The sequence below is a fragment of the Paenibacillus sp. FSL H8-0317 genome (assembly GCF_045040685.1).
Taxonomy (GTDB): Bacteria; Bacillota; Bacilli; order Paenibacillales; family Paenibacillaceae; genus Paenibacillus.
In genome coordinates this window covers 2170837-2195352 of sequence record NZ_CP150294.1, presented here as the reverse complement: position 1 = coordinate 2195352, position 24516 = coordinate 2170837, and the positions used below count along the sequence as shown (strand labels likewise).

General features: G+C 46.5%; 47 protein-coding genes. All 47 read right to left on the bottom strand.

The genetic code is table 11. The annotated features are described in order from the left end of the window. Position 1: 1 nt before the first annotated feature. Positions 2–556, bottom strand: a complete 555-nt coding sequence (locus MHB43_RS10375; protein ID WP_405131902.1) for a phage baseplate protein — start codon at positions 554–556, stop codon at positions 2–4. Continuing rightward, positions 556–2928: a phage tail tape measure protein gene (locus MHB43_RS10370; protein WP_405131901.1), complete on the bottom strand. Its 2373-nt coding sequence runs from the start codon at positions 2926–2928 to the stop codon at positions 556–558. Before MHB43_RS10370 ends, MHB43_RS10375 begins: the two co-directional genes overlap by 1 nt. A 45-nt stretch (positions 2929–2973) precedes the next feature. After that, positions 2974–3159, bottom strand: a complete 186-nt coding sequence (locus MHB43_RS10365) for a hypothetical protein (RefSeq protein ID WP_405131900.1) — start codon at positions 3157–3159, stop codon at positions 2974–2976. Further along, a complete protein-coding gene (locus MHB43_RS10360) occupies positions 3149–3457 on the bottom strand; it encodes a hypothetical protein (protein WP_405131899.1) in 309 nt (102 codons plus the stop codon). The genes MHB43_RS10365 and MHB43_RS10360 overlap by 11 nt, the downstream gene beginning before the upstream one ends. A gap of 32 nt (positions 3458–3489) precedes the next feature. Further along, a complete protein-coding gene (locus MHB43_RS10355) occupies positions 3490–3885 on the bottom strand; it encodes a phage structural protein (RefSeq protein ID WP_193723776.1) in 396 nt (131 codons plus the stop codon). A gap of 16 nt (positions 3886–3901) precedes the next feature. Next, the gene (locus tag MHB43_RS10350; protein ID WP_405131898.1) at positions 3902–4906 is read right to left on the bottom strand and encodes a DUF3383 family protein; all 1005 of its coding nucleotides are present in this window, start codon (positions 4904–4906) and stop codon (positions 3902–3904) included. Further along, the gene (locus MHB43_RS10345) at positions 4899–5387 is read right to left on the bottom strand and encodes an LIC_12616 family protein (protein ID WP_405131897.1); all 489 of its coding nucleotides are present in this window, start codon (positions 5385–5387) and stop codon (positions 4899–4901) included. Before MHB43_RS10345 ends, MHB43_RS10350 begins: the two co-directional genes overlap by 8 nt. Continuing rightward, positions 5374–5721 carry a hypothetical protein gene (locus MHB43_RS10340; RefSeq protein ID WP_405131896.1) on the bottom strand — a complete coding sequence of 116 codons (348 nt, stop codon included), beginning with the start codon at positions 5719–5721 and terminating at the stop codon, positions 5374–5376. Before MHB43_RS10340 ends, MHB43_RS10345 begins: the two co-directional genes overlap by 14 nt. 2 nt (positions 5722–5723) lie before the next feature. Next, positions 5724–6197, bottom strand: coding sequence for a hypothetical protein (locus tag MHB43_RS10335; RefSeq protein ID WP_405131895.1), 474 nt, complete (start codon positions 6195–6197; stop codon positions 5724–5726). Then, the gene (locus tag MHB43_RS10330; RefSeq protein WP_405131894.1) at positions 6197–6718 is read right to left on the bottom strand and encodes a phage gp6-like head-tail connector protein; all 522 of its coding nucleotides are present in this window, start codon (positions 6716–6718) and stop codon (positions 6197–6199) included. The genes MHB43_RS10335 and MHB43_RS10330 overlap by 1 nt, the downstream gene beginning before the upstream one ends. Positions 6719–6752: 34 nt before the next feature. Beyond that, complete coding sequence (locus MHB43_RS10325; RefSeq protein ID WP_405131893.1) at positions 6753–7934, bottom strand: phage major capsid protein; 1182 nt, start codon at positions 7932–7934, stop codon at positions 6753–6755. Between the two features lie 42 nt (positions 7935–7976). Further along, entirely contained in the window at positions 7977–8594 is a 618-nt protein-coding gene (locus MHB43_RS10320) for an HK97 family phage prohead protease (protein WP_405131892.1), read from the bottom strand. Between the two features lie 4 nt (positions 8595–8598). After that, complete coding sequence (locus MHB43_RS10315) at positions 8599–9882, bottom strand: phage portal protein (protein WP_405131891.1); 1284 nt, start codon at positions 9880–9882, stop codon at positions 8599–8601. 14 nt (positions 9883–9896) lie between these two features. Further along, positions 9897–11681 carry a terminase large subunit gene (locus MHB43_RS10310; RefSeq protein ID WP_405131890.1) on the bottom strand — a complete coding sequence of 595 codons (1785 nt, stop codon included), beginning with the start codon at positions 11679–11681 and terminating at the stop codon, positions 9897–9899. After that, positions 11662–12144, bottom strand: a complete 483-nt coding sequence (locus tag MHB43_RS10305) for a phage terminase small subunit P27 family (protein ID WP_405131889.1) — start codon at positions 12142–12144, stop codon at positions 11662–11664. Before MHB43_RS10305 ends, MHB43_RS10310 begins: the two co-directional genes overlap by 20 nt. 88 nt (positions 12145–12232) lie before the next feature. Continuing rightward, positions 12233–12430 (bottom strand): hypothetical protein, encoded by a 198-nt coding sequence (locus MHB43_RS10300; RefSeq protein ID WP_405131888.1) that lies wholly within the window; start codon positions 12428–12430, stop codon positions 12233–12235. Continuing rightward, positions 12408–12782, bottom strand: coding sequence for an HNH endonuclease signature motif containing protein (locus MHB43_RS10295; RefSeq protein ID WP_405131887.1), 375 nt, complete (start codon positions 12780–12782; stop codon positions 12408–12410). The genes MHB43_RS10300 and MHB43_RS10295 overlap by 23 nt, the downstream gene beginning before the upstream one ends. Before the next feature lie 144 nt (positions 12783–12926). After that, positions 12927–13472, bottom strand: coding sequence for a site-specific integrase (locus tag MHB43_RS10290; RefSeq protein ID WP_124115493.1), 546 nt, complete (start codon positions 13470–13472; stop codon positions 12927–12929). A gap of 378 nt (positions 13473–13850) precedes the next feature. Beyond that, on the bottom strand, positions 13851–14252 hold the full coding sequence (locus tag MHB43_RS10285) for a hypothetical protein (RefSeq protein WP_405131886.1): 402 nt from the start codon (positions 14250–14252) through the stop codon (positions 13851–13853). Positions 14253–14266: 14 nt separating this feature from the next. After that, the gene (locus MHB43_RS10280) at positions 14267–14470 is read right to left on the bottom strand and encodes a hypothetical protein (protein WP_405131885.1); all 204 of its coding nucleotides are present in this window, start codon (positions 14468–14470) and stop codon (positions 14267–14269) included. Then, the gene (locus MHB43_RS10275) at positions 14467–14700 is read right to left on the bottom strand and encodes a hypothetical protein (protein ID WP_405131884.1); all 234 of its coding nucleotides are present in this window, start codon (positions 14698–14700) and stop codon (positions 14467–14469) included. Before MHB43_RS10275 ends, MHB43_RS10280 begins: the two co-directional genes overlap by 4 nt. Further along, positions 14697–14936, bottom strand: a complete 240-nt coding sequence (locus MHB43_RS10270; RefSeq protein WP_405131883.1) for a hypothetical protein — start codon at positions 14934–14936, stop codon at positions 14697–14699. The genes MHB43_RS10275 and MHB43_RS10270 overlap by 4 nt, the downstream gene beginning before the upstream one ends. After that, a complete protein-coding gene (locus MHB43_RS10265) occupies positions 14933–15127 on the bottom strand; it encodes a hypothetical protein (RefSeq protein WP_405131882.1) in 195 nt (64 codons plus the stop codon). The genes MHB43_RS10270 and MHB43_RS10265 overlap by 4 nt, the downstream gene beginning before the upstream one ends. Then, the gene (locus MHB43_RS10260; RefSeq protein WP_405131881.1) at positions 15120–15413 is read right to left on the bottom strand and encodes a hypothetical protein; all 294 of its coding nucleotides are present in this window, start codon (positions 15411–15413) and stop codon (positions 15120–15122) included. Before MHB43_RS10260 ends, MHB43_RS10265 begins: the two co-directional genes overlap by 8 nt. Further along, positions 15406–15843: a YopX family protein gene (locus MHB43_RS10255; protein WP_405131880.1), complete on the bottom strand. Its 438-nt coding sequence runs from the start codon at positions 15841–15843 to the stop codon at positions 15406–15408. Before MHB43_RS10255 ends, MHB43_RS10260 begins: the two co-directional genes overlap by 8 nt. Before the next feature lie 93 nt (positions 15844–15936). Further along, positions 15937–16317, bottom strand: coding sequence for a spore protein H (locus MHB43_RS10250; protein ID WP_405131879.1), 381 nt, complete (start codon positions 16315–16317; stop codon positions 15937–15939). Positions 16318–16333: 16 nt separating this feature from the next. Next, positions 16334–16756 (bottom strand): hypothetical protein, encoded by a 423-nt coding sequence (locus MHB43_RS10245; protein ID WP_405131878.1) that lies wholly within the window; start codon positions 16754–16756, stop codon positions 16334–16336. Positions 16757–16929: 173 nt separating this feature from the next. Further along, the gene (locus MHB43_RS10240) at positions 16930–17178 is read right to left on the bottom strand and encodes a hypothetical protein (protein WP_405131877.1); all 249 of its coding nucleotides are present in this window, start codon (positions 17176–17178) and stop codon (positions 16930–16932) included. Further along, the gene (locus MHB43_RS10235) at positions 17175–17510 is read right to left on the bottom strand and encodes a hypothetical protein (RefSeq protein WP_405131876.1); all 336 of its coding nucleotides are present in this window, start codon (positions 17508–17510) and stop codon (positions 17175–17177) included. Before MHB43_RS10235 ends, MHB43_RS10240 begins: the two co-directional genes overlap by 4 nt. Beyond that, complete coding sequence (locus MHB43_RS10230) at positions 17507–17785, bottom strand: hypothetical protein (protein ID WP_405117877.1); 279 nt, start codon at positions 17783–17785, stop codon at positions 17507–17509. Before MHB43_RS10230 ends, MHB43_RS10235 begins: the two co-directional genes overlap by 4 nt. A 13-nt stretch (positions 17786–17798) precedes the next feature. Next, a complete protein-coding gene (locus MHB43_RS10225) occupies positions 17799–17987 on the bottom strand; it encodes a hypothetical protein (protein WP_405131875.1) in 189 nt (62 codons plus the stop codon). Between the two features lie 4 nt (positions 17988–17991). Then, the gene (locus MHB43_RS10220) at positions 17992–18312 is read right to left on the bottom strand and encodes a hypothetical protein (protein ID WP_405131874.1); all 321 of its coding nucleotides are present in this window, start codon (positions 18310–18312) and stop codon (positions 17992–17994) included. Between the two features lie 33 nt (positions 18313–18345). Beyond that, entirely contained in the window at positions 18346–18534 is a 189-nt protein-coding gene (locus tag MHB43_RS10215) for a hypothetical protein (protein WP_405131873.1), read from the bottom strand. Positions 18535–18566: 32 nt separating this feature from the next. After that, the gene (locus tag MHB43_RS10210) at positions 18567–18737 is read right to left on the bottom strand and encodes a hypothetical protein (RefSeq protein ID WP_405131872.1); all 171 of its coding nucleotides are present in this window, start codon (positions 18735–18737) and stop codon (positions 18567–18569) included. A 49-nt stretch (positions 18738–18786) separates the two neighbouring features. Continuing rightward, the gene (locus tag MHB43_RS10205; protein ID WP_405131871.1) at positions 18787–18981 is read right to left on the bottom strand and encodes a hypothetical protein; all 195 of its coding nucleotides are present in this window, start codon (positions 18979–18981) and stop codon (positions 18787–18789) included. A gap of 11 nt (positions 18982–18992) precedes the next feature. Beyond that, entirely contained in the window at positions 18993–19622 is a 630-nt protein-coding gene (locus MHB43_RS10200; RefSeq protein WP_405131870.1) for a hypothetical protein, read from the bottom strand. Between the two features lie 14 nt (positions 19623–19636). After that, positions 19637–19825 (bottom strand): zinc-finger domain-containing protein, encoded by a 189-nt coding sequence (locus MHB43_RS10195; RefSeq protein WP_405131869.1) that lies wholly within the window; start codon positions 19823–19825, stop codon positions 19637–19639. A gap of 32 nt (positions 19826–19857) precedes the next feature. Next, complete coding sequence (locus MHB43_RS10190) at positions 19858–20079, bottom strand: zinc-finger domain-containing protein (protein WP_405131868.1); 222 nt, start codon at positions 20077–20079, stop codon at positions 19858–19860. A 5-nt stretch (positions 20080–20084) separates the two neighbouring features. Next, a complete protein-coding gene (locus MHB43_RS10185) occupies positions 20085–20465 on the bottom strand; it encodes a zinc-finger domain-containing protein (RefSeq protein ID WP_405131867.1) in 381 nt (126 codons plus the stop codon). Next, positions 20462–20827 carry a hypothetical protein gene (locus tag MHB43_RS10180; RefSeq protein ID WP_405131866.1) on the bottom strand — a complete coding sequence of 122 codons (366 nt, stop codon included), beginning with the start codon at positions 20825–20827 and terminating at the stop codon, positions 20462–20464. Before MHB43_RS10180 ends, MHB43_RS10185 begins: the two co-directional genes overlap by 4 nt. 29 nt (positions 20828–20856) lie before the next feature. Further along, a complete protein-coding gene (locus tag MHB43_RS10175) occupies positions 20857–21381 on the bottom strand; it encodes a Holliday junction resolvase RecU (protein WP_405131865.1) in 525 nt (174 codons plus the stop codon). Continuing rightward, positions 21378–22421 carry a Lin1244/Lin1753 domain-containing protein gene (locus tag MHB43_RS10170; protein WP_405131864.1) on the bottom strand — a complete coding sequence of 348 codons (1044 nt, stop codon included), beginning with the start codon at positions 22419–22421 and terminating at the stop codon, positions 21378–21380. Before MHB43_RS10170 ends, MHB43_RS10175 begins: the two co-directional genes overlap by 4 nt. Positions 22422–22425: 4 nt before the next feature. Next, a complete protein-coding gene (locus MHB43_RS10165; RefSeq protein ID WP_405131863.1) occupies positions 22426–22752 on the bottom strand; it encodes a hypothetical protein in 327 nt (108 codons plus the stop codon). Positions 22753–22766: 14 nt separating this feature from the next. Further along, entirely contained in the window at positions 22767–23189 is a 423-nt protein-coding gene (locus tag MHB43_RS10160) for a hypothetical protein (RefSeq protein ID WP_405131862.1), read from the bottom strand. Continuing rightward, positions 23186–23344 (bottom strand): hypothetical protein, encoded by a 159-nt coding sequence (locus MHB43_RS10155; protein ID WP_167433576.1) that lies wholly within the window; start codon positions 23342–23344, stop codon positions 23186–23188. The genes MHB43_RS10160 and MHB43_RS10155 overlap by 4 nt, the downstream gene beginning before the upstream one ends. A gap of 269 nt (positions 23345–23613) precedes the next feature. After that, positions 23614–24333 carry an ORF6C domain-containing protein gene (locus tag MHB43_RS10150; RefSeq protein ID WP_405131861.1) on the bottom strand — a complete coding sequence of 240 codons (720 nt, stop codon included), beginning with the start codon at positions 24331–24333 and terminating at the stop codon, positions 23614–23616. Continuing rightward, positions 24317–24496: a helix-turn-helix domain-containing protein gene (locus MHB43_RS10145; protein ID WP_405132413.1), complete on the bottom strand. Its 180-nt coding sequence runs from the start codon at positions 24494–24496 to the stop codon at positions 24317–24319. Before MHB43_RS10145 ends, MHB43_RS10150 begins: the two co-directional genes overlap by 17 nt. Positions 24497–24516 lie beyond the last annotated feature (20 nt).

Below are 24516 nucleotides of genomic sequence, written 5' to 3'. Positions count from 1 at the left end.
CTTACGCCCATGGGCTGCCTGGTTTAAACTTAACCTTTTTTACAGGCTCCTTCTCTTTTTTCGATTTGGACTTTGTGGGCTTGCTCGACTTTGACTTGTCCTTATCTTTGGAACTCTTCGACTTGGATTTTTTGCTCTCCTTGGTCTGTTTCGTTCCTGAGTTGACAATCTTGACTGTCTGAGCTTTGACAGGTGTAGGTAGTTTGGCTGAATACGATGCTGTGGCAATACGTACCTCAGTCATCGTAAAGGATATCGTGTATCCATTGGCAATCTGGTTTGTATGTCCTGTTGCCAGTCCGGATATGATCCCAGTGAAAGCCATACGGCCGACATACTTCACAATCTGGCCTGAATCGGATGCTTTTTTGAGATACGCGAGTATCTTGGATGCATCCGATCCGGCCACCACACCTGTAATGCCCATCGTCCTGGCTTTGCGCTGAACATGGTCCGTCATGTCGATATCTTTTTCTACAGGCTGCGTGGTGATATCCACGTCAAATGTCGGGCTTTCCTGTTCCACCAAGATGTAATGACCGTCAATCTTTGCCATTAAGCTCCCTCCATTTCAGGAACCTGTAGCCCCATGCGTCTGAACGTTTCTTCCAACGCCAATTGCAGTTGTCGTTTAACCTCTGCGCCGATGTCGGTTGCAGCGTTTGCCGTAGAAGCATCCGCCCGGATATCGATATTTACGCTGACGTTCATACTGGAGCTTGCTGCCACGCCAGCAGTTGAAGCAGTTGCAGGAGCAAGCGCTCTTGCTGGAGCCATGGCAGACCGTCCATTCACATCAGGCATGATCTCTTCTGTGACATCAGCTGAAGCACCGGACACACGATCCTGAGTCCCTTCAATTCCTCGGGCCAAACCTTCACCCGTGAAGAAACCAACCTCCATCATAACGCGAGATGGTGAGTGGATGCCCAAGATACCCTTGATCTTATCCGTAATGCTGTTACCAATATCTTTGACTTTATCGACCACGGCGTTCGCCATACTGCCGATACCATTGATCATGCCTTCAATGATGTTTTTTCCGATATCAAACAGGTTTATGCCTGAAAGGAATCCGGTAATCTTGTCCCAAATTGACTTGATTCCGTCCCAAATGGCTGTCGCTTTAGTTTTGACCGAATTGACCAAACCTGTGAACATGTTTTTGATCCAGTTCCCCATGGCTTGAAAGGCAGATATGGTTCCAGCTTTAAGGGCCTGCCACTTGGCAACCAACCAGTCTTTAATGGCTCCCCAGTTTTTAAATATAACAATCGCTGCCACAATAACCGCTATGATAGCCAGGACAACCCATGTAATCGGATTTGCCAAGAATGCCGCATTCATCGCCCACTGAGCCGCCGTCATTGCCCACGATGCAGCAGTTGAAATTACCATAGCTACCTTTTGAGCAGTCCAAGCAATAATGGTGGCTGAGATTGATGCTACGACCGCCCATCCTTGGAAAACATAACGGGCCATAGCCACAACCATTTGACCAGTCATTACAGCGGCGTTAGCTGCAATTTGTATTTTGGACAATAGAAAAGCGGCTGTCATTCTTGCTCCGGTTACCATCGCCTTAATGCCTGTTTGAATCAAGGATGGTAGCAGAAGGGTAGTGATAATTCCTGCCACAGCGGTAATTGTGCCTTTATTATCCTCTAATGTTTTCTTGAAATCTTGGAATGTAGAAATAGCCTGATCCTTAAACTCAATAATTTTGGGAATGAACTCATTGAATTTGTCATAAACAAAGGCAACTGCATCCCCTGTCCATTCCAATGCAGCACCTAGCCCATCACCGATAGCATTACCAACCGCCTCAATCTGTGGTTTGTGATCCGCCATCCATTGCCCGAACTGGTTGAAATACGGAAGAAGCTTCTCACCGATAGGTATCAGGATACTGGTTTCAATCTGTCTGCCGAACATCTGGAAGGCTTCGCCTGGCTTTTCAAATTTAATCTTGTTCAGCTCAGCCATGGCTTCACCTGTGGAATTGAACTGGCTTGTGGCCCTGCCCATCCCCGCAACAACATCCGCCTCTAGATCCTCGAATTGAGTACCCAGAAGCGATACACCAATTTGGTTTTTGAGAACTGGATCTTCAACGTCAGATATCATTTGAATAATCTGGCTAAATGCCGATTTCGCCTCAGGTCCACCTTTGGCGAACGTATGCATCATCGTATCCGCATTAAGACCCAACATTTCAAACGCCTCTATTGAAGCCTTACTACCGTCTTTGGATCGGATGTTAAATTCCTTTACCGCATCCCCAACTTTATCGAGCTGGAAAACACCTTCTGCAGAACCGGCTGCAAAGACATCAAACATTTCATCAGCCGAAAATCCCAAGGATTTGAATTGGTTGGCATATTCGTTGGCGCTGTCTATCAATTCATCAGACTTGTTCAAACCCTTCTGAGCGCCTTGCGCAAGTAGATCATATGCCTGCTCTGATGTGATACCGAACTGTTTCATCATGGTATCAACCGATTTTACAGACTCGTTAATCTCAAAGCCAAAAGCATCACGTAGCAATAATGCGCTCTGTGTTGTGCTTTCCAGCTGATCTCCGGTCTGCCCGGTTACTTGTTGAACCGTTGAGATAGCACTGCCTAGATCTGCCCAATCCTCACCGAAATTCTGACTGTATAGGTTCTTAGCAACTTCCTTAGTCTCCGCCATCTGATCGGACGCCGCGCCCGTAGCGCTTTGCACATCGGACATAGCTCTTTCGAATTCCGTCGCAGCTGCTATGCCGGCAATTCCCAATCCAGCCATTGCAGCCACACCAGCAGCACCCAACCCGACAACGCCTTTGGTCAGGGTAGATATTTTCTTATTTCCTTCATCCAGACCCCTGGTGTTCAGCTTGAAACCTACGGCAAACATGAGGTTGCCAATGATACCTCCCGCCACCTCAAACCGCCTCCTTAAAACAGAAAAGGCGCCCGCAATGGACGCCTATTTCCGTTTTTCATTTTTCTTTTGTTGTTCAATATGAAGGTCCAGTGCCGCATTAGCTTCAGCGATATCATCAGGTTCCATGTTGTCCAGGTCACTGTATGTGATCGACATATCAGACAACAACAACCGCCATAGCGCCCAATTGTTTGTGGCGCGTTCTCGTGCTGCTGATTTACTCAGCATCTTTGGAATCTTCCTCGGAATCTTCTTTCTCGTCGTTACCTGTAATGAATGCATAAGCTGCGCCTACGACTTCGCCCAGCTCCTTATAACCAGACGGACCCTTGAAGTCATCCACCTTCGTTTTAGGCTCAACTACGACATGAGAAAGCATTTCTTCTGCAAGTCGTTCATCCTGAGGTACACCAAATTTATTTTTCATACGGTCTGAAATTTTGGTAACTTGTCGAACGCCTGGGAACTGGAATGTAAACTCGTTTCCTGCTTTAGAAGTGAATTGTTTTTGTGCGAAGTTTGCCATGGTATATCATCCTTTTCTATTATGGTTTTTAATTAGCTGAACAACATGTCCATCAATACAAATTCATACTCCCGATCCTCTGCCTCATTGCCATAAGTCCGAGATGCAGGCTTTTTGATGAATGCTTCTGTTACGGTGATGGTCTCTTTTGGTGGTCCCGCATTGATAATCGTGACTGGAACCAGTTTCCCACTATTCGCAAGTCCATCCAGATAGGCCACTTGTGGGCTTGTCTGCTGTAACGTAACGGTAGCTGTGCCGAGAGGGTTATTCACCTTCGTCCGGACGGTATCGCCTTGAGCGCCAACCTTTACCTCGAAATTGTCTTCATCTTTCTCTACCTCGACCATATCCTCCGAAAACCCGGTAAGATAAACACCGCCAACGATAACGCTGACGGCCTTGGAATCGTATGTTGTTGCTGCCATAGTGGATTATCCCTCCTTACTTGCGGATTAGACCGCGAATGGTAGTTTCATGAATTGCCCCAGCCAGATCGAACCAAAATGACCCGCCGTTGTAAATCCGTTTCGCCCGATCAGCTGGATCAGTTTGGGCGCGGGTTTGAAACGTTGTTCCATACATCGGTTGGCCGTCCTCATCAGCAGCAATGATGCCTTGATTGAAACCTTGTTGAAGGACGGTTCGTGTCTCGCTCTCCAACTGAGCAATACCCGTATCCGTAAAGCTCACTTTGTCCGTGTTGGCAAAAAGCCTCTGAATGGCATACTCGATGTTGAAACGAATGTAATCCTTGGAATGAATGACATCGATCCATTCACCAGACAAAGTTTTGCCTTCGGACGTTTGATTCTGCCCGGCTTTGGTCACATACGTAATAGCGCCAGCGGCATGTATTTCCCGCAAATCCGTATCTGTAATATCAAGAGGAACAATGCCTTGCAAGTATTTGAATTTCCATGTCACTGATCCAACGGGAGCAGAACCCACCCGGCCAACCAATGCCGCCTCTGGGTAATTTGAAATATCAGTATGATAGAAAACTATAGTCCGGCTATAATTCTTGGCCAGCAACAAGGCAACATCCGCAAGAGTAGAAGAACGTGTGAAATACTCTCTTGAGTTGTTCTGTTCAATCGCTGCTGCAAATTCATCCACATCTGCTTGAAGCGTGGTTGTGGTGATCAGGAAATACCAATCTTCCTTCCACAAACGACCCAGAACATCATCAATGCTCTCCGGTTCAGTGCCAGTCTTTTGACAGGCGATAGCAATCTCTGCTGGAGAATCATCACCTTGATTCAACAAAGCGTATGCCGCCTTATATTCCTCAGTCGTTTCCGCATAATCCAGCTTGACACTTGATAATTCTGTGTATGTTTTGTACGGCTTCCCCGCTGCGGATGAACCCAGAATCAATGGCTTACCAAATCCCAGGCGTGGTGTGGGTGTTTCAATCTCAATGATTACATTTACGTCTTTAGCCAAGTGGCTCAACTCCTTCCACATTTACCGATTCAATCGGTATGTAGTTTTCTTCGATTACGTTTTTGGTTCGCAACTCGATTTCAAAACCGTTACGGCGTTCCCATTCCGTCCCTAGCTGAACATCATTGTTGATAGACTCGCCAATCGTCACGACAACAGTGTTAACCTCATCCTTCAGGATCTGATGTCCAGCCGTCAGGAACCAATCCCTTGCCCGGTTCGCCAGAACGACAGCTCCCAGACGATCATGGGCATAGCTTTGAAACATCACGCTCAGCGGCACGTCTCCTGTATGCACCATCTTGTCGTCTTCAAGGGTTACAGCCATGTGTCCGCGCACACTCCCCTCATCGGAAAAACCGTACGACATGAACGGCACTGGAGGAACCTTGTTTACGCCATCAATTTCAATGACTCGCACACCCAGTGCCGCAGCCAGCCCTTCAATCATCGTCTTCCGTATCGATTCAAACTGGATCATGGGTACTCACCCTCTTCAGACGATATTCATTGACATTGCTGTACTGGTTCCAGTCACTATCAGACTCAACCGTGTACTGTTTGCCTTGATGCTCCACAACGTCACCTGCATCATGCTGGAACGTTGTCAGCAACAGCCTGTCGTCCACTGTGTAACGCCCTCCATCCGTCTGGGTTAACTTATCCCCTAATGGCTGTATCGACCCTCCCAGGTCAATTCTCTGCGTCTCAGGAGGTTGATAGACTCCGACAGAGTTCCAGTCCCCCTCACCTTCTCGGATAAGGGTGTATGGACGCTCATACTTGCGCAGGACTCGCGCTTGATCGAATCTCATGGCTACCCTCCTTTACGTCGAACACGGAAGACGATAGAATCTCGCAAATCCATGTCGGACTGTAACAACCGTTTCCCTTTTTTGTAACGGGCATAGATTGCAGATATTCCCGGCTGCTTGATCCGGTCAAAGTTCTTGACCACTCGTTGTTGCCCAACTTCTCCGATCTCCTGCAAGAGAGATTCAACCGTCTTGTTTCCAAGCGCGATTTCGTTCACTCCAGCCCGAACAAGTTTGCCTATAGCAGCCTGCGCTTTTTTCTTCCCGGTACCAATAAAGGAACGAGCCGGAATGTTCATCTTGGCCGATCCAAATTCATGTACAGCCGCAATCATAGCCAACTCCGCATTACCCTGAACACCGATAACCACTTCTTGGTCCATTAATGGCCGGACTCGATCCACCAACACTGACAAGTCCATATCTCCGGTGTACTGCACATTGGCACGCCTTACACTGCGCCTTCTTCCTGCCATTACACCCACCTCCCGACATATGGAGAAACCAAGGCCTTGACCGGACCGGGTAGCCCGTTTTGGTCACCGTATGTAACAGAAATGCTCCCTACCCGTTCAGACTTGATGCCCGGATCTCTCAAGAGAGTCTGACAATACAGAATGCATGCCAATTCAAGCGGCATCGGTAACGTACGCGGTTCTTCCTCGGTTGCATCACTTGGCAACACGTAACCGCCAATGTACTGAACTGAAATGTTGTTTTCTCCCGCTGGCCAACCGGATTGTCTGAACAGTCTTCCTTCTTCCAAAACCGTGTATCCCTCAATGTGCATGCTAGTCACTTCATGGATTGGATAATTTCTAAGGTTCAGATACTTCGAAGGGTTAACGCCGCTCAGAATTTCGGTATATGCCTGCTTTTTAAATGATCGATTGCAATATTCTTCAATTGCCTGGGAAGCCGCCGCAATAATCATTGCCAAATAGTCTGGATCTTCATCGGGCATATTCTTTTGCAGTTTTTCCACTGTCGTTAGCACGCGTCACCCTCCTTTCACAAGGGGAAGAATCCCCTTATGCTCCGGAAGATGTCAGCGTCAATTCACCGTAGACAATAGCTTCATCGTCGAACTTAACTACATCCTCACGTTCAATTGCTCTCACGTCTGTAGAGTTACGACCGAACGCTTTACCACCTACATTTGTCGATGCGATAGAGTATTGTTGACGGTCAAACAAGACAATTGCCTCTTTCATATCACCGATAATCATCGGCGCTTTTTTAGTAGTAGTTCCAGTTGTAGGTAGCCAACGATTCGCGACGACTACAACAGGTTTCCCAGACAACAGTTTTCGCGTTGGTTGCGTTGGGTCGGGTTGTAGAAAATACTTTCCGTCTGAATCTTTCAGTTTATCCAAGAAATTGAATGCATCCTGATTCGTGATGATAATAGTACTCATGGCAATTTCAGGGTCTAGTGTGACATTCAAAATTTCTTTGATCTTATCCACGTCTGCAATCTGAACCTTCGTAAATGTCGCAGCCATGTCCAAAATCAGCTTATTTCTTGTGACCGCCGACTTCTTACCAATCCAACGTGCCAAATACTGCATCAAATTTTGGTCCGTGTCCTGAAGCAAGCTGTTGGACAATGGCAAAATTCCCCCACGATCTTTGATTGTATAGTTCAAAGATTTGAATTTCGGATTGTCCATTTCGTCCAAATCCGTAAGTTCGGTAATCTCGGTGAACGGCGTAATGTCAGCATTCTTTTCGATTACACGGGAACCTGAACGCGTGGAAACGGACTCAACAGTGACGTATTGTTCCAAAGACAGGAACGATCGACGCAATGTATTAATTTGCGTTTGAATGTCTTGCGGAATAATCAACCCGCCATCTTCTTCTGTTGCGCCACTCATTCCAGCGCGTAATTCAGTCTCAGCTTTTTCGATCAAGTCACGCTCTTCTCCTGAAAGACGCTTGCCCCGGAGAGATTTCAGGAACGCACTGCGATATTGATCATTGTCTAAACCTTCATCCTTGCGCTGTTCAGGTGTAACTTCTGCTGGTGTAGTATCGCCGGGAGTATCCATGTTACGCAATTCCTCCATCAGGTCCACTTGCTTCCGAATTTCTTCCGCTTCAGACTTGATCGTATGCGCCTCTTCGAGTTTTCCTTCATTCGTCAGTTTGCGTGCCTCAGTCAAAAGTCCCGCCAACTTCTGGCGCAATTCTCTTTCTTTCGGGTCCATATATCGTTTCCTCGCTTTCGTATTTTGGGAATAAAAAACTCGTTAGCCTAGAGCCAACAAGTCCAGTTCAAGCATTAATTTTTCAGCTTCCAATTTCCTTTGCTCTCGTGTCATTTGGCCCGCCTGACTCAACAAAGATTCTGCGCTGCGCTCATTGACCTCGCTATCCTGATATGCAGGAAAAGGAGTTGGCGAAACTTCAAACAAGTTGACGTCCAAGAGCGTGCGCTCGTATACGTCCTCTTCTTTGAGATACTGCCAAGCATCACTACGGACATAAAACCCAAAACTCACCCCGTCTACATCTCCACGTTGGATCGACTCAAAAGCATCATTCCCCCACGTGTTATTAGGCAGATCCAATTCAAAGGCAAGTCCTGTCCCATCTTCCCATAGCCGCAATGTGCTGTTTTTGGTTGACCCCAAAACAAAATCGCTGCGATGATTCCAGAATGCCTTGATCGTATTTTCTTGCAAGCTGCGCGAAAACGCCCCTGCTGCAACACGTTCATAAAATTCGCCCCAAATTAATTGGCTACGTTGATTAAATTTCACCACGTAACCACCAATAGTCCGGGTATTTGTTTCGTTTTCACCGTCTGCTGTGCTGCGGATCTCAATTTTATCCGCTGGAATATACCTTTTTATCGCTTCTGCCATCGTTTCACTCACCCCCTTTCGGCACTAAGCCAGCTTTCAACATCTGGTACTGGTCCATTTGTTCCAAGCTGACATAATTCAAAGAAACTAAATGACGGTCGCCCATTTCTCCAATTTTGGATCTTTCCTCTAATTCAAGAACATCGTTTATTGAGAATACTCCCATTTCCAACATGCTCTTGTAATAAGCCGAACGACTTGCACTGTCTCCCCGCAGCTCAGTTGCAACATTGAACTTGGTGTAATATCGCTTGCGTTCCTGTTCGGTAAACAGTTTGAAATCGATCTCCTGCTCCCAGTTGGTAATGATAGGCTGCAAGGTGCTTTTGACGTATTCAAGCGATTGATTTTCCATGTTTGAAAACTTCACATCTGAAAGCCCGAGCTTGTAACCTGGAACCTTGTAAATTTTTGCAACTTCCATGATCCCAAATTTGCTTGTCTCAATAAATTGAGCATCATTCAACGGCATGCCGAGATTCTGATATTCCATGCCGGCATCCAATATGGCGATCCTGTGTGCGTTCGTTAAACCGGAGTTGGCTTTCTGCCACTCATCCCGAGCTTTGTCTCGGGCTGGCTTGTCCAAAGTGCCTGAAGGTATTTTCAGAATGCCTCTCGTAGCTGTCCCGTTTGAATAGAAGCTCCCTAAGAACTTTCTTTGGGACTGTTGCACACCGAGTTCCTCCCGAACAACTGCGATAGGCGTCATACCTTTCAATCCGCTTTTGCCTATTGCCCTGAAATGCAACACATCATAATGCCGGATTTTCCGCACTTCTCCGCTCGGAAGCTGAGTAACGTACCAAGGTTCTCCCGTATTGATGTCAACATGAACATCGGTCTTCGACGGATCAAGCGGCCATAAGCCTTTTGGCTTACCAGCGTTCGGCCCTGTGTACTCCCATTCGATGTTGGCGTACCCGTTACCCCATACAGTCATGTGCACTTGCATCAATTCTTTGAAAATGTAAGCACTCATAAATGGATTCGGCCTTGAGCCGAGTAGGCTTGCCACTGGATGCGAAGAATCTCGCTGAATATCCCCGCCTTTGGTCTTGAATACTTGAATTGGCAACTTACCAATATCCCCGCCCAAGATCGACGCGCAAGTATACACGTTGCTGTTCAGCAGCGCATTGTCTGAAGTAATTCGTTCGCCGCTGGCCGTTGTTGCCGCTCCAAACAAATCAAGCAGCCATTGTTTGGGATTCAAGAGATCCGTATCCCATTCCGAACGCCATTCCCTGATTTGCGTACCTAAACGTCGAAATAATCCCTTTTTCATGGTTCACCCCCTCCCTAGAACGAGAAATCATCCTTCATGATGTGACTGTTGAGGTCAACGTCTCGAACCATCGCACGAACCATGGCGTTTATAATGGCAGCAATCAAGTCGATCCGTTGGCTATCATCTTTGTGTTTCTTGGAAAGCTTGATATTTCCGTTGTTGTCCACGACTTCAACTGCATTTGAAAGACACCATGTCAAAAGTGGGCTGCCATCGTGCACCAGTAACCCTCGAAGCACCAATTCTCTGAAAAACTTCGTCGGCTCCGACAGCATTTTCATGACTTGCCCGATCTCCACGCGGATGTATCCTTCCTCTTCCAACTCGCCAGTGAAATGAGTAGCGTTGTAAGGGTCGTAGCATACCTCGTGTATTTTCCAACCTTGTTCTCGCTCTTGCTTCTTTATGTGCTCTTTGATATACCTGTAGTCCGTGACAGCTCCTTTGGTGATCGTACACCAATCATCTGCCGCCCACGAGCGATATGGCACCCTGTCAGAATGCTCATGCGCCTTCACAGAGTCGTTAGGAATGAACCCGTGTGCCGTGACTGCATAACGCCCATCCGGAAGCCTAAAAACGAATCCTGACGCCGTTAAGTCCGTTGTTTTGGACAGGTCAAGCCCGTTCCAAGTCCTAAGACCCTTCACCAACTCCAAAAAAGCCTCTCTGCTAACGCCGAGGGCTTTCCATTTGTCCATAATTCCGGTCATAAACTTGTTTTCGCTGTCATTTTGCCAACGATTGACGCGTTTTGTTAAGAATTCTCGTATTTTTGTTGGATTTCCAGTGTTAAATGCATCATCATGTTCAGCCCGGATTTGTCTTCGTAACTCCTGAGCGTACTCGTTGTCCTCTTGCAATATCGGATTCGCCTTGACCCAAATACTCTCATCATGCGGATCGTCGTCCTTTTCGATTTCCCTAATCATGACAAAATACTCTTCGTTCATTGGAATCTCAGCACGCATCATCTTGCAAAGGTCGTCATACTCCCTTTTACAAGGACTATTCTCAGCATCCTTGCCCGCCGTCGAAATAATCATCATCAATGACTGTAGCCGTTTACCAAAGCCTGAAAACAGAACATCGTGGATCTCACTGGAGTCATGCGCGTGATACTCATCAATTACAACAAGACACGGTGCGCCTGAGTCTTTATTCTTTGTATCCTTGGACAAGGGACGCAGCCATCCACCTCGCTTGGCATGCTCCACGTATGTGCGCTTTATCCGTAATCGTTTCAAGATGTCCGGGCTAGCTTCCCCCATCTTTTGAGCATCCAACCAGACCCGTTTCGCCTGTTGTTTGTCAACTGCCGCGCATTCAACTTCTGGGCTTTCCTCATATCGCTTGCTCCCAGGGTTTGCAGGTGGATAAACGCAATCGCTGCACATCCCATAAAGTGCGAGACCGCTCATTTCGGTTGATTTAACGTTGCCCCGAGCTCTCATGTTGAACGACTTTTTAAACCGGCGCTTTCCTGAGTCCATCTGAACCCAACCGAAGACAACTCCCAAATCGAATTTTTGGAAATCCAAAAGCTCGATCAGCTCACCCGAGAATGGACCGCGAACGTGGCGACAGCACTTTTCAAACCAATCAAAGATCCGATCCGCCCGGCTTTCGTCAAACACAAACGGGAAATCAGCAGTAGCTTGTCGTTCGAGGTCCCGTAAATGTCGTTTGCAAGCCAATTGCTCCAATTCACATGACGGTCGAATGCCCATAACAATTTCAGCAGCGTAACGGTTCGTGGGATGGACGTCTCCCCAATCAATCGAAGAGTCCTGCATTTTCGTCTTCCTCTCCATCCGCTATTTTCTTCGCCAGTCTCGCCCTGGAATCAGCGTTCAGCCCAAGTTTGTTGGAATAGGAAAGGATCAACCTCGCGTAACTCTGTGCCAGTTTCACGTTGGCGCTAACTACAGTGTTTCCTTGAGCGTTTTTCTCGGTATAACCGTTCTTATCAATCAATCGATTCGCATCCTGGAACTTCGCGACTGCATCGCAATATGTTCCCAATACATCCTCGTCCACTTTGTCCAGCACTTCGAACTCTTCCATGTCCTTGATTGTTTTTCGCCAAACTTTTCTCGCCTCGTCACTGAGCCAATCCGGAACCTTCATTTTCCTTTTCTTCTTACGCTGAAATGTCTGGGCCGCAACTTCGCGTTTTTCCACTTCATCCTTCGTCCAATGTTTTCCGCCACCTTTCGCGCCGACTCGCATATGATCGAATTTTACAATTTCAGCCATATCTTCACCTCGCTCCATTCAAAACCTTCACCGGGGACATTTTTTCACACTAGAGGTCGCCGCGGTCTACATGGGATAAATATATTTTCTAGACCCCCGGGGGGATGTCCTGAATCTTGACCTCTTTCCCTTGTTCTACCTCATCAACAATCCATCTTGGCATGCCTACCTTGCTGTTCTCATCATGCACCATCGTTGAGATAACGTAGTGAACATCTAACAACTCCAATGCATCGATCAATTCCAGCAGGCGCTTGCGGTTCCTAGCGTAATGTCTTCTGATCATTACCGAAGCCACCATCTTCCCTGGCTGTCTTGCTGTCATGGTGTGTCTTGCAGAGCGCACGCCATCGTGTGGTATCCCAGAAGATAGCTCGGTCGCCCTTGTGTGGTATCTCATGGTCAACTACCGTAGCGCCTGTCACCTTACCATCTGAGGCACACTCTACACATATCGGATTGCGTACCAGATAATCAGCCCTAGCCTTGCGCCACTCTCTGTCATATCCTCGCTGGGATGATGATTGTCTGTTCCTGTCATATGACCTTGCATCTTGTGAATGGGCACCACAAAACCGACCTCTCGTTAGCTCTGTGCACCCTATCCGATGACATGGTTTTAGTGGTCGTTTATTCATTAATATATCTCCCATTATTTAGGTAAATGAGTTATCTATATCTTAAAAAGAATGGAACTCGTTACACAACGTAATTCCCTTTATGCTGCTTGGCTTCCAAGCTATTTAGCAAAATCAATTCCCGGTATCCTCGATAAAGGTAACTCAACCAATTCTGAATCGTTTTAAGTGAGTGTCCATTGTGTCTTGTTCGATCCCAATATATCGAAGTGTTACCTTCTCGGATGCATGGTTGAAAAGCTGCATTAACATGGCAGGATCTTTATATTGCAAATAGAAAAAGTACCCAAAGGTTTTCCTTAGGGTGTGTGTTCCGATTTCCTCCAACCCAAACTCGTCAGCTATGACACGCATAAGCTTGTATGCCATGCTGGGAGTGATCGGTCTGTTAATGCCTTCTCGACTCCGAATCAGGTATTCATTCGATTGCTTGCCCTCTATATATGGAACGAGCTCGCGTTTCAGCTCTGCTGTAATTAAAATCCGCTTTTGTTTCCTGGTCTTCTTTTCAGTGATTGAAATGTGGCTGCCAATCACGTCACGAACTCTCAATCTGAGAATGTCACTGATACGTAACCCGGTATTGATACCAATTAAGAACATGAGATAATTCCTGTAGTTGGTATCCTTCAAGTGATCCTTGATATCAGATATAATCTCCGGATCACGGATCGGCTGTACATATCTCATTGTTTCACCAACTTTCTCCAAAAGAAAAAGCCACCCGATAACCCTTCGGATGGCTAAAAAAGAGTATGAAGAAAACACCGTAGTTGGCCTTTTGGGACTCGAACCCATCGTTTCCTGAAAGGCCATAAAATAATCCGTATTTATATGCCGCCCGGATGGAGCGACTTCAGGGCATCGAACCCCACCTCACACCATGCCAACGCAGTTAACCCATAAGGGTATCGCTAAGGATCAAGTCCCACAGCACAGCCGAGTCGCCTAGGGATAACGGTTCTAGGCACACCGGAAGGAAGCAATTCCCTTCTTATGTGCCTAGTGTATAACTGATCCACCGTCATTCTGGCGTCATATCACCGTCAACCCAGCGTCACTTTACCGTCACTTTTTGCCAATGATTCCGCAGAGCTTCAGGTGTTCAGCGATTGTGTCTACTCCCACGCCGATTCTGCGGTCTATCGTCTTTTCACTTCTTCCGTTCTCTTTCCAAAACGCATCAAGTGTGCTTGCATATTTCACACCCTTAATGTATCTATGTTCAAATATTCTTTTAACGTCTTCATCTATAATCATGCCGACAGCAACGTTAATTTCGTCTACTTTCGGACCGTCTTCGCTCAGTTTTTTCAATTGGTTAGGAGTGAGTGTTGCCGGATCTCTCCGCCGTAAGTCTTTGACTTGCAAGGCCATTTTTGGATAGCCCATCAAAAGCTTTTTGACCTGGACACGTTCAACCTTCGTCACTCGTTCGAAAATCTCCATTTGTACCACCGCAAGCCCCATATTTGGCCCCTTTCCTAAATATCAAATGCTACTTGTCCCACTGGAAGCAACGGCTTCTTTGCTTCACGAATCAATCCTGCATCCACCCAACGTTTTGGTGCTTTCTTTCTATAATTATCCCAAACTGGTGTTCCCGCCACAATACTTTGGAACTTATTTTCCTCAACTGCTTTTTCTGTCCATTCCCAATGAATCTTTGCTTCGAGCTGTTCGGTCATTTGATTTCACCGCCTGCATGCAAGCGACGTTTTTCATCCATCTGGAATTTAACACATCTTGCCTTGTAATGATCTGCTTCACGCTGCGCCAGGTCCCGTTCAAAGGTAAGCTTCCAGTTAATTTCCGTAATCTCTTTCATTGCCTGGGCTTGTTCCTGCAATGCCAACACCAAATCCTCCGGAGCTACGCCTTCCCACTCATTTATCAAACCAGCTACTCGGTTGTTCATTCCACCACCAACTTCCCTATCTCCCGTAGCTCCGCTTTACTTTTGGCCTTTGTGAACGAGTTGAGATAAGCAATCTTTTTCATTGCTCGTTTGGTCTCGAACACTACCGCCTTTCTTTCAGATGAATTTAGGGCATGGCTGAATACTTGATAAAACCTGTTTTGTACCTTCAGCCCCTCTAATAAAGATGACTGGATAGCTACCGCATCGTCATATGTTAACCCGAACTGTCTCATTCTTTATCCGCTCCTTCCCCACCAGCCAAAAGCCATAATTCGTGTTCCGCTTCGGCCAGTTCTCTATTCGACTCATCCATGATTTCCAATGCCTTGGCAACTACTATCCGCATGACACTATGGTCGATTTGCTCACCTTTTGCATAACGCTCCATAGTGTCTCTGATTGCTTTGATTTCACGTTCATCCATGCTTATCCGCTCCTTCCTCAACCCTCGTCAGAACAACCCGTTCATATGGGATCGTGTAAGTCTCATCTCCACGTCTTAATTTTGCATAAACGCCAAATCTGAACTTCTCAAGACTGTACAACAGAACGTTTTTGAGAAAAGGGAACTGTGTTTCATTTATTGCATCGACCTTATCTCCCGGCTGCGGTGATCCTTTTGTATTCGCGCTCAGGTAAAGTTGCCTTACCAGATCTTCTCTGGACATGTGCTTTACGGATTCTTTGAACTCCTTGAATTGTCTATTCATGTTGTTCCGCTCCTTCCTTGGGAGCCAACAGCTCAGGGTTGTCGTAAATATTCCCTTTTCTTCTCTGGAAATACTTGATGTCAAACCCTGTCCAACTACCATTTCCTGCGTTGATCAGATATGCGCTCAATGGAACTCCTTTATACTTTGCTTGGTGGCTGTCGTAGCAGATTATTTGAAGCTCTTGATTCTGCAAATGTGGATTAGGAGAAAGGACGTCTCCTTCATACCATTCAGCGTTGTTGCTCCCTTCGTTTATGCCGATATACTGACCTACTGTTTCTGGATCAACTGGAACCCATTCCGATTCTTCCTCAGTACCACAATCAATCCACGGTCCGCTTCTCCCCACTGATATATGCCCATGTACCATTTTTCCGTGATATTTCCCTTCGTCAATAGCTCTGCCTCTGAATTTAATAACACGCATCTTGTATATCCTCCTATTTGGGGAGACCAGAAACCCTTATCCGGCCTCCACTTCGTTAAGTATTGCGGTCGTCTCGATGGCCTGACGGCCAATTTAAGCGCCTTTTGGTAGTTTTCCCTTCCACAGTAGGCTAATGTCCGTCTGCTCTCTTCTGGCATCTTGCAGGATGCGTTTAGCCTGTTTTGTAATGGTGGGATCAGATCGGAATATCATATTTTTATATTGCCGTGCATTAGGATTGTCGTTATCCTGGCTTTGGCATCCTTCACGATTCAACTGGTGTTGGAAGTCTTCTTCAGGACACCATTTCAATCCACCCCAGCCGATCCATTTATCTGAGCAGCATGTCACTTGCTCGATTTCACCGATGCTTTTATTCTTCCAGCAGAATTCGTCAAACTGCACACGCCATGGTTTATATGAATCTCCAAACATGATGGTTAGGTCATTGTTGAACTTAACGCATACGATCACGTCTATCCCTCCTATGTTATAAGTCCAGTACAGCCAATAACGCGGCTTTGCATATTGCTTCAGATACATTCTCGCTGGAGTAGTCTTTGCGTCCGATCCGTACATCCACTTCACAGGCTACATTGTGCATCTTCATTTCCCATGCCCATTCTCGTTCCACCTGTTTGATAACCATCCACGCTCTGTATATGTCTGTAGACCAATGACGATTCACAAAGTACGATAAAGGTACGCTTCCTTTTGGCGGCAACATTTGCAGAGCCTCGTTTGTGGGTACAGTTGGAGGTATCAACACCTCTCCATGCTCAACCGCGCCGTCATAGTCATGCGGTGGTCCTTGTATACGCCGCCATCCGAATATGTGTTCAGCCACCAGCACGTCCAAATCGCGTCCAGGATCAACGCCCAACACTTGCTCCCGGGTCAATGTTTGTGTCATCTATATATCCTCCCTAACCTTATTTTTGTTTGAAACTGAAGCTTGCTATCGAAAGGAACATAATTAGCCACATCAGCAGTGCTGTTCCGGGATTTCCGTCCATCCATTCAAAGAATGTCATGTGTTATATCCTCCTTAGTAGGGAGAGGCCCACAGGACCTCATCCCTCTTTTTTAATACAGGATGCGCAGTGCATCAGGATCGTCCTCTTGGAAGTCCTCATACTCCTTGCCAGCCTTGCGTGTTGCACTTAGAGAGTCCAATGCTCTCTCGATATATTGATCAGAGACCGTGTAGATTACAGGTGTTTCACCTGATGCGAGGATTGACTTAACTTTTTCCAAAGACGTCACCTCGCCGTTCAAGTTGATGTATTGCCCGGCGCGCAGGTCGTTGATATGAATCGTCTTGATGCCCTTCATTGGTCCCCCTCTCCTTCCTGGCCCAAAGCCAACTCAATAATCGTTTCAACACGTTCTAGCGCATTTTCTGAGTCTCCCCAGCGCAAAGTGTTGTGTATATCGTTTGTTGCCTTCCGATATATTTTAGCCACCCTCTGTGCCTCTTCAAGCTCCTTGCCCTGCTTGTTTGCCAACTGCTGCAACCGGATCATTTCTTTCCCTTGCTGTTCAATGAGTGTCCCGTATTCCTCCGTCTGGGCCAGCAGATCATTGACTGCCTCCACCACATTCAGCGGAACTGCTCCGCCCTTGTGCAGTAACTCCATCGTTTCTTTCAACTGTTGCATACTCATGACTGTTCTTCCTCCCCGCTTTGTTTGATATAAAAGTCCGGTTGTATTCCGTCATCAATCACATACCATGTAGCCTGCTGGAAGACAGACTGGCAATTCATAGAAGTGAGGTATGTCCCTATCTGTTTGAGAAAAACATGGAATGGCATTGGTTCTCTCAAATCAACACCGTATTTATTCTGGCTGTTGCTCAATAACCAGCATTTGCACTTTATGTCTCCATCACATTTCAACATTATTTCAAAAGGTACTTCCCGCCATTTTATTTCTGTCACCTGTAATCCCTCCCTAATCTTGAATCCACTCATACTCCATAAAAAATTGCTGTGAAAGCATCTTCTCCAACTCGCCCCATCCGTCCATATGCTGGTAGTACACATTCCCGTCCCGGCACTCAGCGATGGCAAACACCTCGTCTCCGTCTTCAAGGTGTCTGTAGAATCGAGCCAGACGTCTCTTGATCGGTATGCCTGCCATCTTGCTAATCCATTTGGCGATACGGCATAATCTCGTATCCTCTTTCATACATCTCTGCTGCAAAAACCGTGACCGACTTTTCCCTAACATAGCCCTGTGCTCCACTAACCGTCACCATGTATCCGTCTCCGATCCAACGCCGTTTGCCTCTGCAATACAATCCAGCTTCCTTTATCGCTTCCAGCACCTTGGTTTCCCGCGCTCTTGGCAACCGGATGAACAACTTATCCAGATTGGCTGTGCCGCCGTCCTGCATGCCCTCTGTCGCTTCCTGTGCCGCCTTGTGTGCGGCTTTCAAATCTTCCGTGAACTTCTTATAGTCCATGTATATCCCTCCTTGGTTAGAGGCCGGCGCCTCTTATTTAATCCGTTCAATCAAGCAATCATCACGCATGAATACTTTTTCACTGATATACATTTGAGGTAGCCAGTTTGCCATGTCTTGCTCATCTACTTCGAAGTGGACATTTGTTTGAACATGGTCAATCACATCTACGTAGTCATCCAATATTCTTTCTTCGCCTTCAACAAGCACGCGATATGTCATGTGTGTTATCTCTCCTTTGGTGGGCCTAAACCCTACTTTTTGAATCCTTTGATCCATTTGTCATCCTTGTATATCTCTACAGCCATGTTTCCCGGCACGGTCAGTAGATCAAGCGCCTTTTTCATGCAGCTCAGCATGCCGTATTCGTGATTGACGCTTTTCGTTACTTTGCCGGCACGGTTGTATATGTCGATCCTGTACACTTCATCCGCTCCTTTGTGTGGTGGGAAGGGAGGGTATTCCCTTCCTCTGTTAAATGTCTTCTGAATCTGGATCAGGGTTATCTGTATACAAGGCTTCCAGTGCAAGGTGTACATCCGAAACTGGTATACCGTGGATCTGTGCGATTTCCTCAGCTCCCGCCTCATCCTTTTCCCATTCAAGGTCTAAAGCGCACAAAGCGTAATAAATGATTCTGTATTCCAATGTTCCAACTGCGTATTCCAATATAATCCCTCCTAGAATAGTGCCATCTGCACAGCCTCACGTGGTCTGTGTGGTACCCATTGTTCTCCGTACTCTTGCATCCATTCCGCTACCGTCTTGCGCCTATTCCATTCAGACCGCGGTATCCAACTCGTGTTATCGCCCTGAAAGGCTTTGCTGTATGGTTCAAACCATTCATGGCGCATCATGCCAAGCAAGTGGACCTGTGCACGTATCGGGTTAAGCAGCAGACTGTCCAGGTACCGCATCCGTTCCTGATCCGTCATACGAACTGTTCCGCCGATAAATACCAGTCCGTCACGTTGTAGCAAGTCCAGGTCACCGCCAGGTTGCAGGATAGGTACCGGGTTATATCCGCGCCGCTTCATGTCCTGCAAATACCACTCTGTGGCCTCCGGGTTGCCGATCTCGTCATATTGCATATACACATGCCGGGATTTTGCGTGACGATCAAGATAAGCCCGATATCCTTGATAACTTATGCAATCCTCGCTGAACGTCCCGGGATCCCATATGACCGTTCTATGCCGCATGTATGGTTCAAGCCAAGATGGATATTTACGAAGCAGTGTTGCGCTGAGGAGCCAGTACGGTACGCCGCTTGCCTGTTCCGCCAGATGCTTACGATTGACACCAGCCACGTATATAATCCGCTTCACGTCCTTGTCAGATGCTTGCTCAACCCCTGAAGCTGCTTGCCTACTGGACATTCGCGGTTGCAATGACCATCTATTTTGCTGTATGTGCTACCGTGTATTTTGTTCAACTCCTGCCGAGTTGGGCAGTCTGCACAATGATTATCCAAAAGTTCGCCTATCTGCTCAGTCGCTTCCGTCCTGGTCATGTGTCTTGTCTCCCTTCCTCTGTTATCCCAAATTATTTATCCCAACCAAACTCGACTGATTTTCTTGGTCTGACTGCAAGTTGTTTGCTCAATTCCTGGAGCTGCTTGCCGACTGGGCACTCTCGATTGCAGTGACCATCAATTTTGCTGAATGTGTTTGTGTATTTCTTGTTCAACTCTTGTCTTGTTTGGCAGCTGCCGCACTGATTGTCCAATATATCTCCGATCTCGAATGCCGCCTGTTGTCTGTTCACATTGACTATCCCCTTCCCGCTCGGGATTTCCGTTCTCGTTTTAGATGTTTGCCTAACTCCTGTAGTTCCTTGCCTATCTGACACTCTTGGAGACAATAAGTGTCCAATCTGTTCCGGAGTCTGCATGGGTTACAGTTGGCATTCACTACTTCATCAATTTTCTTTAATGCAGCTTGTCTACCCATAGGATTCTCAGGCCCTGCCTCTTTAGGCTTTGGAGCCGGACGCTTCACCGTATCTTCCGTGGCGTGCCGGATAAGCGGAGTTTTGCTTGCGGCTTCTTCAGGCGACATGCCTTTATGCAATCTCTTAACATAGGTGCTGTATGGTACGTTGTTAGCCGCCGCCACGCCTTTCATCTTCTGCCATTGCGATACCAGTCTCATGTTGTAACACCACTCTTTCGGTGTGATTTCGGCGCTTTCTTCTGATCCACTTTATCCGTAGCTGCCCGTTCGTGACTCCAGCCACTTTTATACCTTGCGTAGTATGTTGCCTTCGGGATGCCGTTCGCCTCGGCTATATCGGGCCATCTCCCGTGTTTCTCATGTTTTCGAACAGGATCGGTTACCGCCTCTTCGATAGGCCAGTTGTAGCGTTTCACTCGCTCAATAAGTTGCCATTTGCTGATTTTGTTCTTGGATGCCGTTTCAATGTCCGCCTGAGTGATTTCACGAGTCATTGATAACTGGTGTGCCTCAAATCCACAAAACGGGCACTGGAACAAATCCGTCCGGATCTCCTTCATATCCGATGAACACTTAAAACAGGTGATAATCATGACCCTGACGCCTTCCAAAGCTTGTCCACTACTCCGAGGTAGTCCACAGGTACACGTTTCTCGGGCACCAGATAGGCGTGTATCTCGAAATCAGAGATATGGATACTCGAACCCTTCTTCTGCTGATAAGCCGCCCAGTAGTGTCTCAGGGCCGTGTACGGGAGTAAGAATGTCTCGCGTTGCTTTCGAAATTCCACCAGTAGAAACGCAATTCCGCCCATCTTGTGACATTTCAGTAGATATTCGAATTGATGGTCTTTGAGATTGCTCAGAGGGAACCGATCACCCGCAATGGATTTTGCTTCAAAGGCAATCCCTCTGCCGCCTGGAATGATTCCGTCATAGTCTACTGTTGAAGGAGACTCATAAAACCCTTCCAGAACCGTGTTTCCTGCTGATTTCGTTACTTTTACTGGAGTAGGCCGTTTGTTCACTACAGCCAGTCCCAGCGTGTCATATCGCTCATTGGAGAAAGTTATGATTTCTTCGAAGCCCATACCTCTACCACCTAGTCGTGTCAATGTGGCACCCCCTGTTCTTTACTCGCTTGCTGTTCGGCAGCAAACCGCATCATTTCTTCATATTCTTCATCAGATAACTCAGGTTCTGCGCCAGGTTGTACGATTTCGATATCTGGTTTACTCGGTCGTTTGTTGTATTTATTACCTTTGTTTCCGTTACCTTTGTTGTTACTTGGTGGAGCTTCTACGGTCCATGGCTCGTCTATTCCGTCAGCTTTCCAGTTAATTAAGATACCTTCAACATATACAAGCTTCCTTTTGCTGTTTAAAGCCGCTATTTTCATAGCTTCTTGCACCCATCGTGCTCCATATTCCTTTTCCAATGTTTGAATCTTGTCAGAAGTAAACGGGCTTATTGTTCCGAAACCTTCTCCTTCAAAGATTCTAAAGAGATTAATTTCATCAGGAACAGGATCACTACTACTACCAGTACCAAGAGGTTGGAAAAGAGGGTCGCCGTCAGGCAGAACCTCTTTATTTGATTGTTCTTTACTTTCTTCTACTTTACTTTTATTTACTTTACTTTCCTTTACTTTACTTTGTGGTGTTTGTGCTGACACGTTGTTACTTTTATCGGGGTTAATGTAGACATTAACGGTGTTACCGTCTGCATTAACTATTGTGATGCTATGAGACACGTTTTTGCACTCTACTGCTGGGTCTATCAGAAGGTAGTCATCCACGATTGAAATGAGTTTTCGGCGCTTAGCCGCTTCCACATACCGCTTCTGGAACCCTCTAGATGTTAGTACCCCATGTTCTTCGAATACTTTACGGTTGAAGAAACCCCATTTAATGCACTCATTAACGACATCCATTACTAGGTTTATGTCAACATTAATTCTTTGAGCGAATGGATACTGTTGTTGCTCTGTCCACCGATAGAAATAACTGTTCTTATAGACCTCGGCCATAATTTTGATGATGATCCCTAATCCTTGCATGCCATACTTGGCTATAGTTACCGAAAGTTTGTCGTCTTCGCCAAAATCGATATCAATCGGGAAGTAATCCAGGCTTTCTTTCAACGGCCTTGCCATGGTGTCACCTCTCCCTTACAACTTCGTTAATTATGTTGGTTAGCAGCCGCCTCATTCGAAGGCCGGCAACTGTTCCGTCAAACATCTGGTGGCACTCTTTGCAGAGGTGGGCCAGATCGTATACCTGTGTGCGATGATCAATATGAGGTCTTCCGGTGAGGTGGGCACGATCAATAGCTCGTGCCTCTCCGCATGCCTCACATACTCCCTGGGAACGTTCTTTTAACAGCGCATCCACCGGATCGCTTATATCTCCCTTTTGCCGTTGTGTCGGCTTTACCCGCTTACTCTTTACCTGTTGTGATTTAGGGTATGGCCTGAAATCTGTCATGTGCTACGCCTCCCTTACCCCAACTTGATTTGCCGCTGAGTAGTTGGTATAATCGTCCTATACGAATTAAAGAAATGGTTTGACTGGCGGTTGCGTTCTCGAGACGCAGCCGCTTTTCTATGTCCGCATGACTCGTCGTAATGAACACGGCATCCTTCACAGCAGAACATCGATCCGTTGTCCTCTACCTTCAAAATGCTGTACCTCGATATTGAAATCTCACAGTTCATGCAATGCCCCACCGTCATACCTTGAGTTGTGTACTCCCGATTATCTACCGGATTGTCTACTCGCTTTAACAGCTTCTCAAGCCGAAGTATTTTCAGCCGGTAATCAGCCTGTTTGTATACATCCTCTGCATCAGCTAACTGGTGATACGTTTTAAGCAGTTGAGCACGTAGCGCCCGGCGTTGCCGATCCTTTGTATTCTGATTCATGCTTGTCCCTCCCGATTACGTAATTTACCTTCCAGATATTCAATGTCTGTATCGAACCATGTTTCAGTTCCAGGGAATGCCGCTGCCCGCAGACGTCTCAGTGCATTTAGTCGTCTATTCAAAAGCACGCGTTCTTTCAATCTAGCTTCCGTCATGACCATCCCGCCTTGTCCTTGAAATTTTTGTACACATCGTCCAAAACTTGAATGTACTGAAATTTGTTTTCGTTCGCCCAATCAGTGCACATAATCGTATGAGCTTGCGCCCCGTAGAACTCCAAGCAACCCTCTTCTGTAGAGATACTTACAAATGAGTCACCGACAACCTCACGAAAGCGTTGGAGAATTTGGAGTGATACTGCCCCTGGAAAGATCCACGAAACCGCGTTTTCTGTGATTAACTCGTACATTCTGTTCACCCTTTCTTAAAATGACATTTGTCGATTAGCTTCTTCAATTTCGCGCTGCAATTGACCTGGAAGCTTCCATGATTCGATATGTTCTAACGCTCTGTCAAAACTCTTTATTAGAGTGTTGTGATAAGAGTTGATGTTGAAGTAACCTTTGTAATCCCTCCACAGTGCCTTGTATACCCTGCTGCGTAATCCCTTGTTTCGGTAAGCCTCTGAGTTTCTTCCTCCGAGCAATTCAGTTACGACTTTATGAGACGTTGATTGAAGGGAGAGAAGCTGACCATGTTCAATTGTCGTGTTGTTTTCGATACGATGAAGGCGTTGGTCGAATTCCTGCGTTCGTATATCCAACATAATAATTGATTGAAGCTCCTGACTTATTGCCGGATATTTGTTGGCATTATAACTGCCTGTCCGCCGTATCTCTGGCAGTATTTCATCAGCCACTTTCATTTGAAAATCTTCCGCTGCAGCGTTCTTTGCTTTCATAGCTAATCGATAGAAAATATTTTCAGGTATGAACGATTCCTTCGACACTTCTGTCGAAAACCTCAAGTCGTTCAGGTATTGGCGAACGCGATCCCACTTTACGTATTCAACTCCTTTTGACGTGTCCGTAAAACCAAGCCCTCTTGCGGCATCTTCGAGATTAAGCTGCGCAATTCCCTTTTCATCAATGAACCCTCGAACACCACTTACTGTCATCAACTCTTTTCTATCTTGTTGATACATCGAAATCCACCTCTCTATTCATTTCTTCGAACTGCGCTACCCACTCGCGTTTTATCAGTCGTTTTCCTCCGAATTTAAAACTTTTCAGTTCTCCAGAGGAAAGACGACGCATTATTGTTGCTCTGCTTGCTTTAAAGTGAGACATGCAATCTTTGATCGTCATTAGTTCGGATGACAATGTAC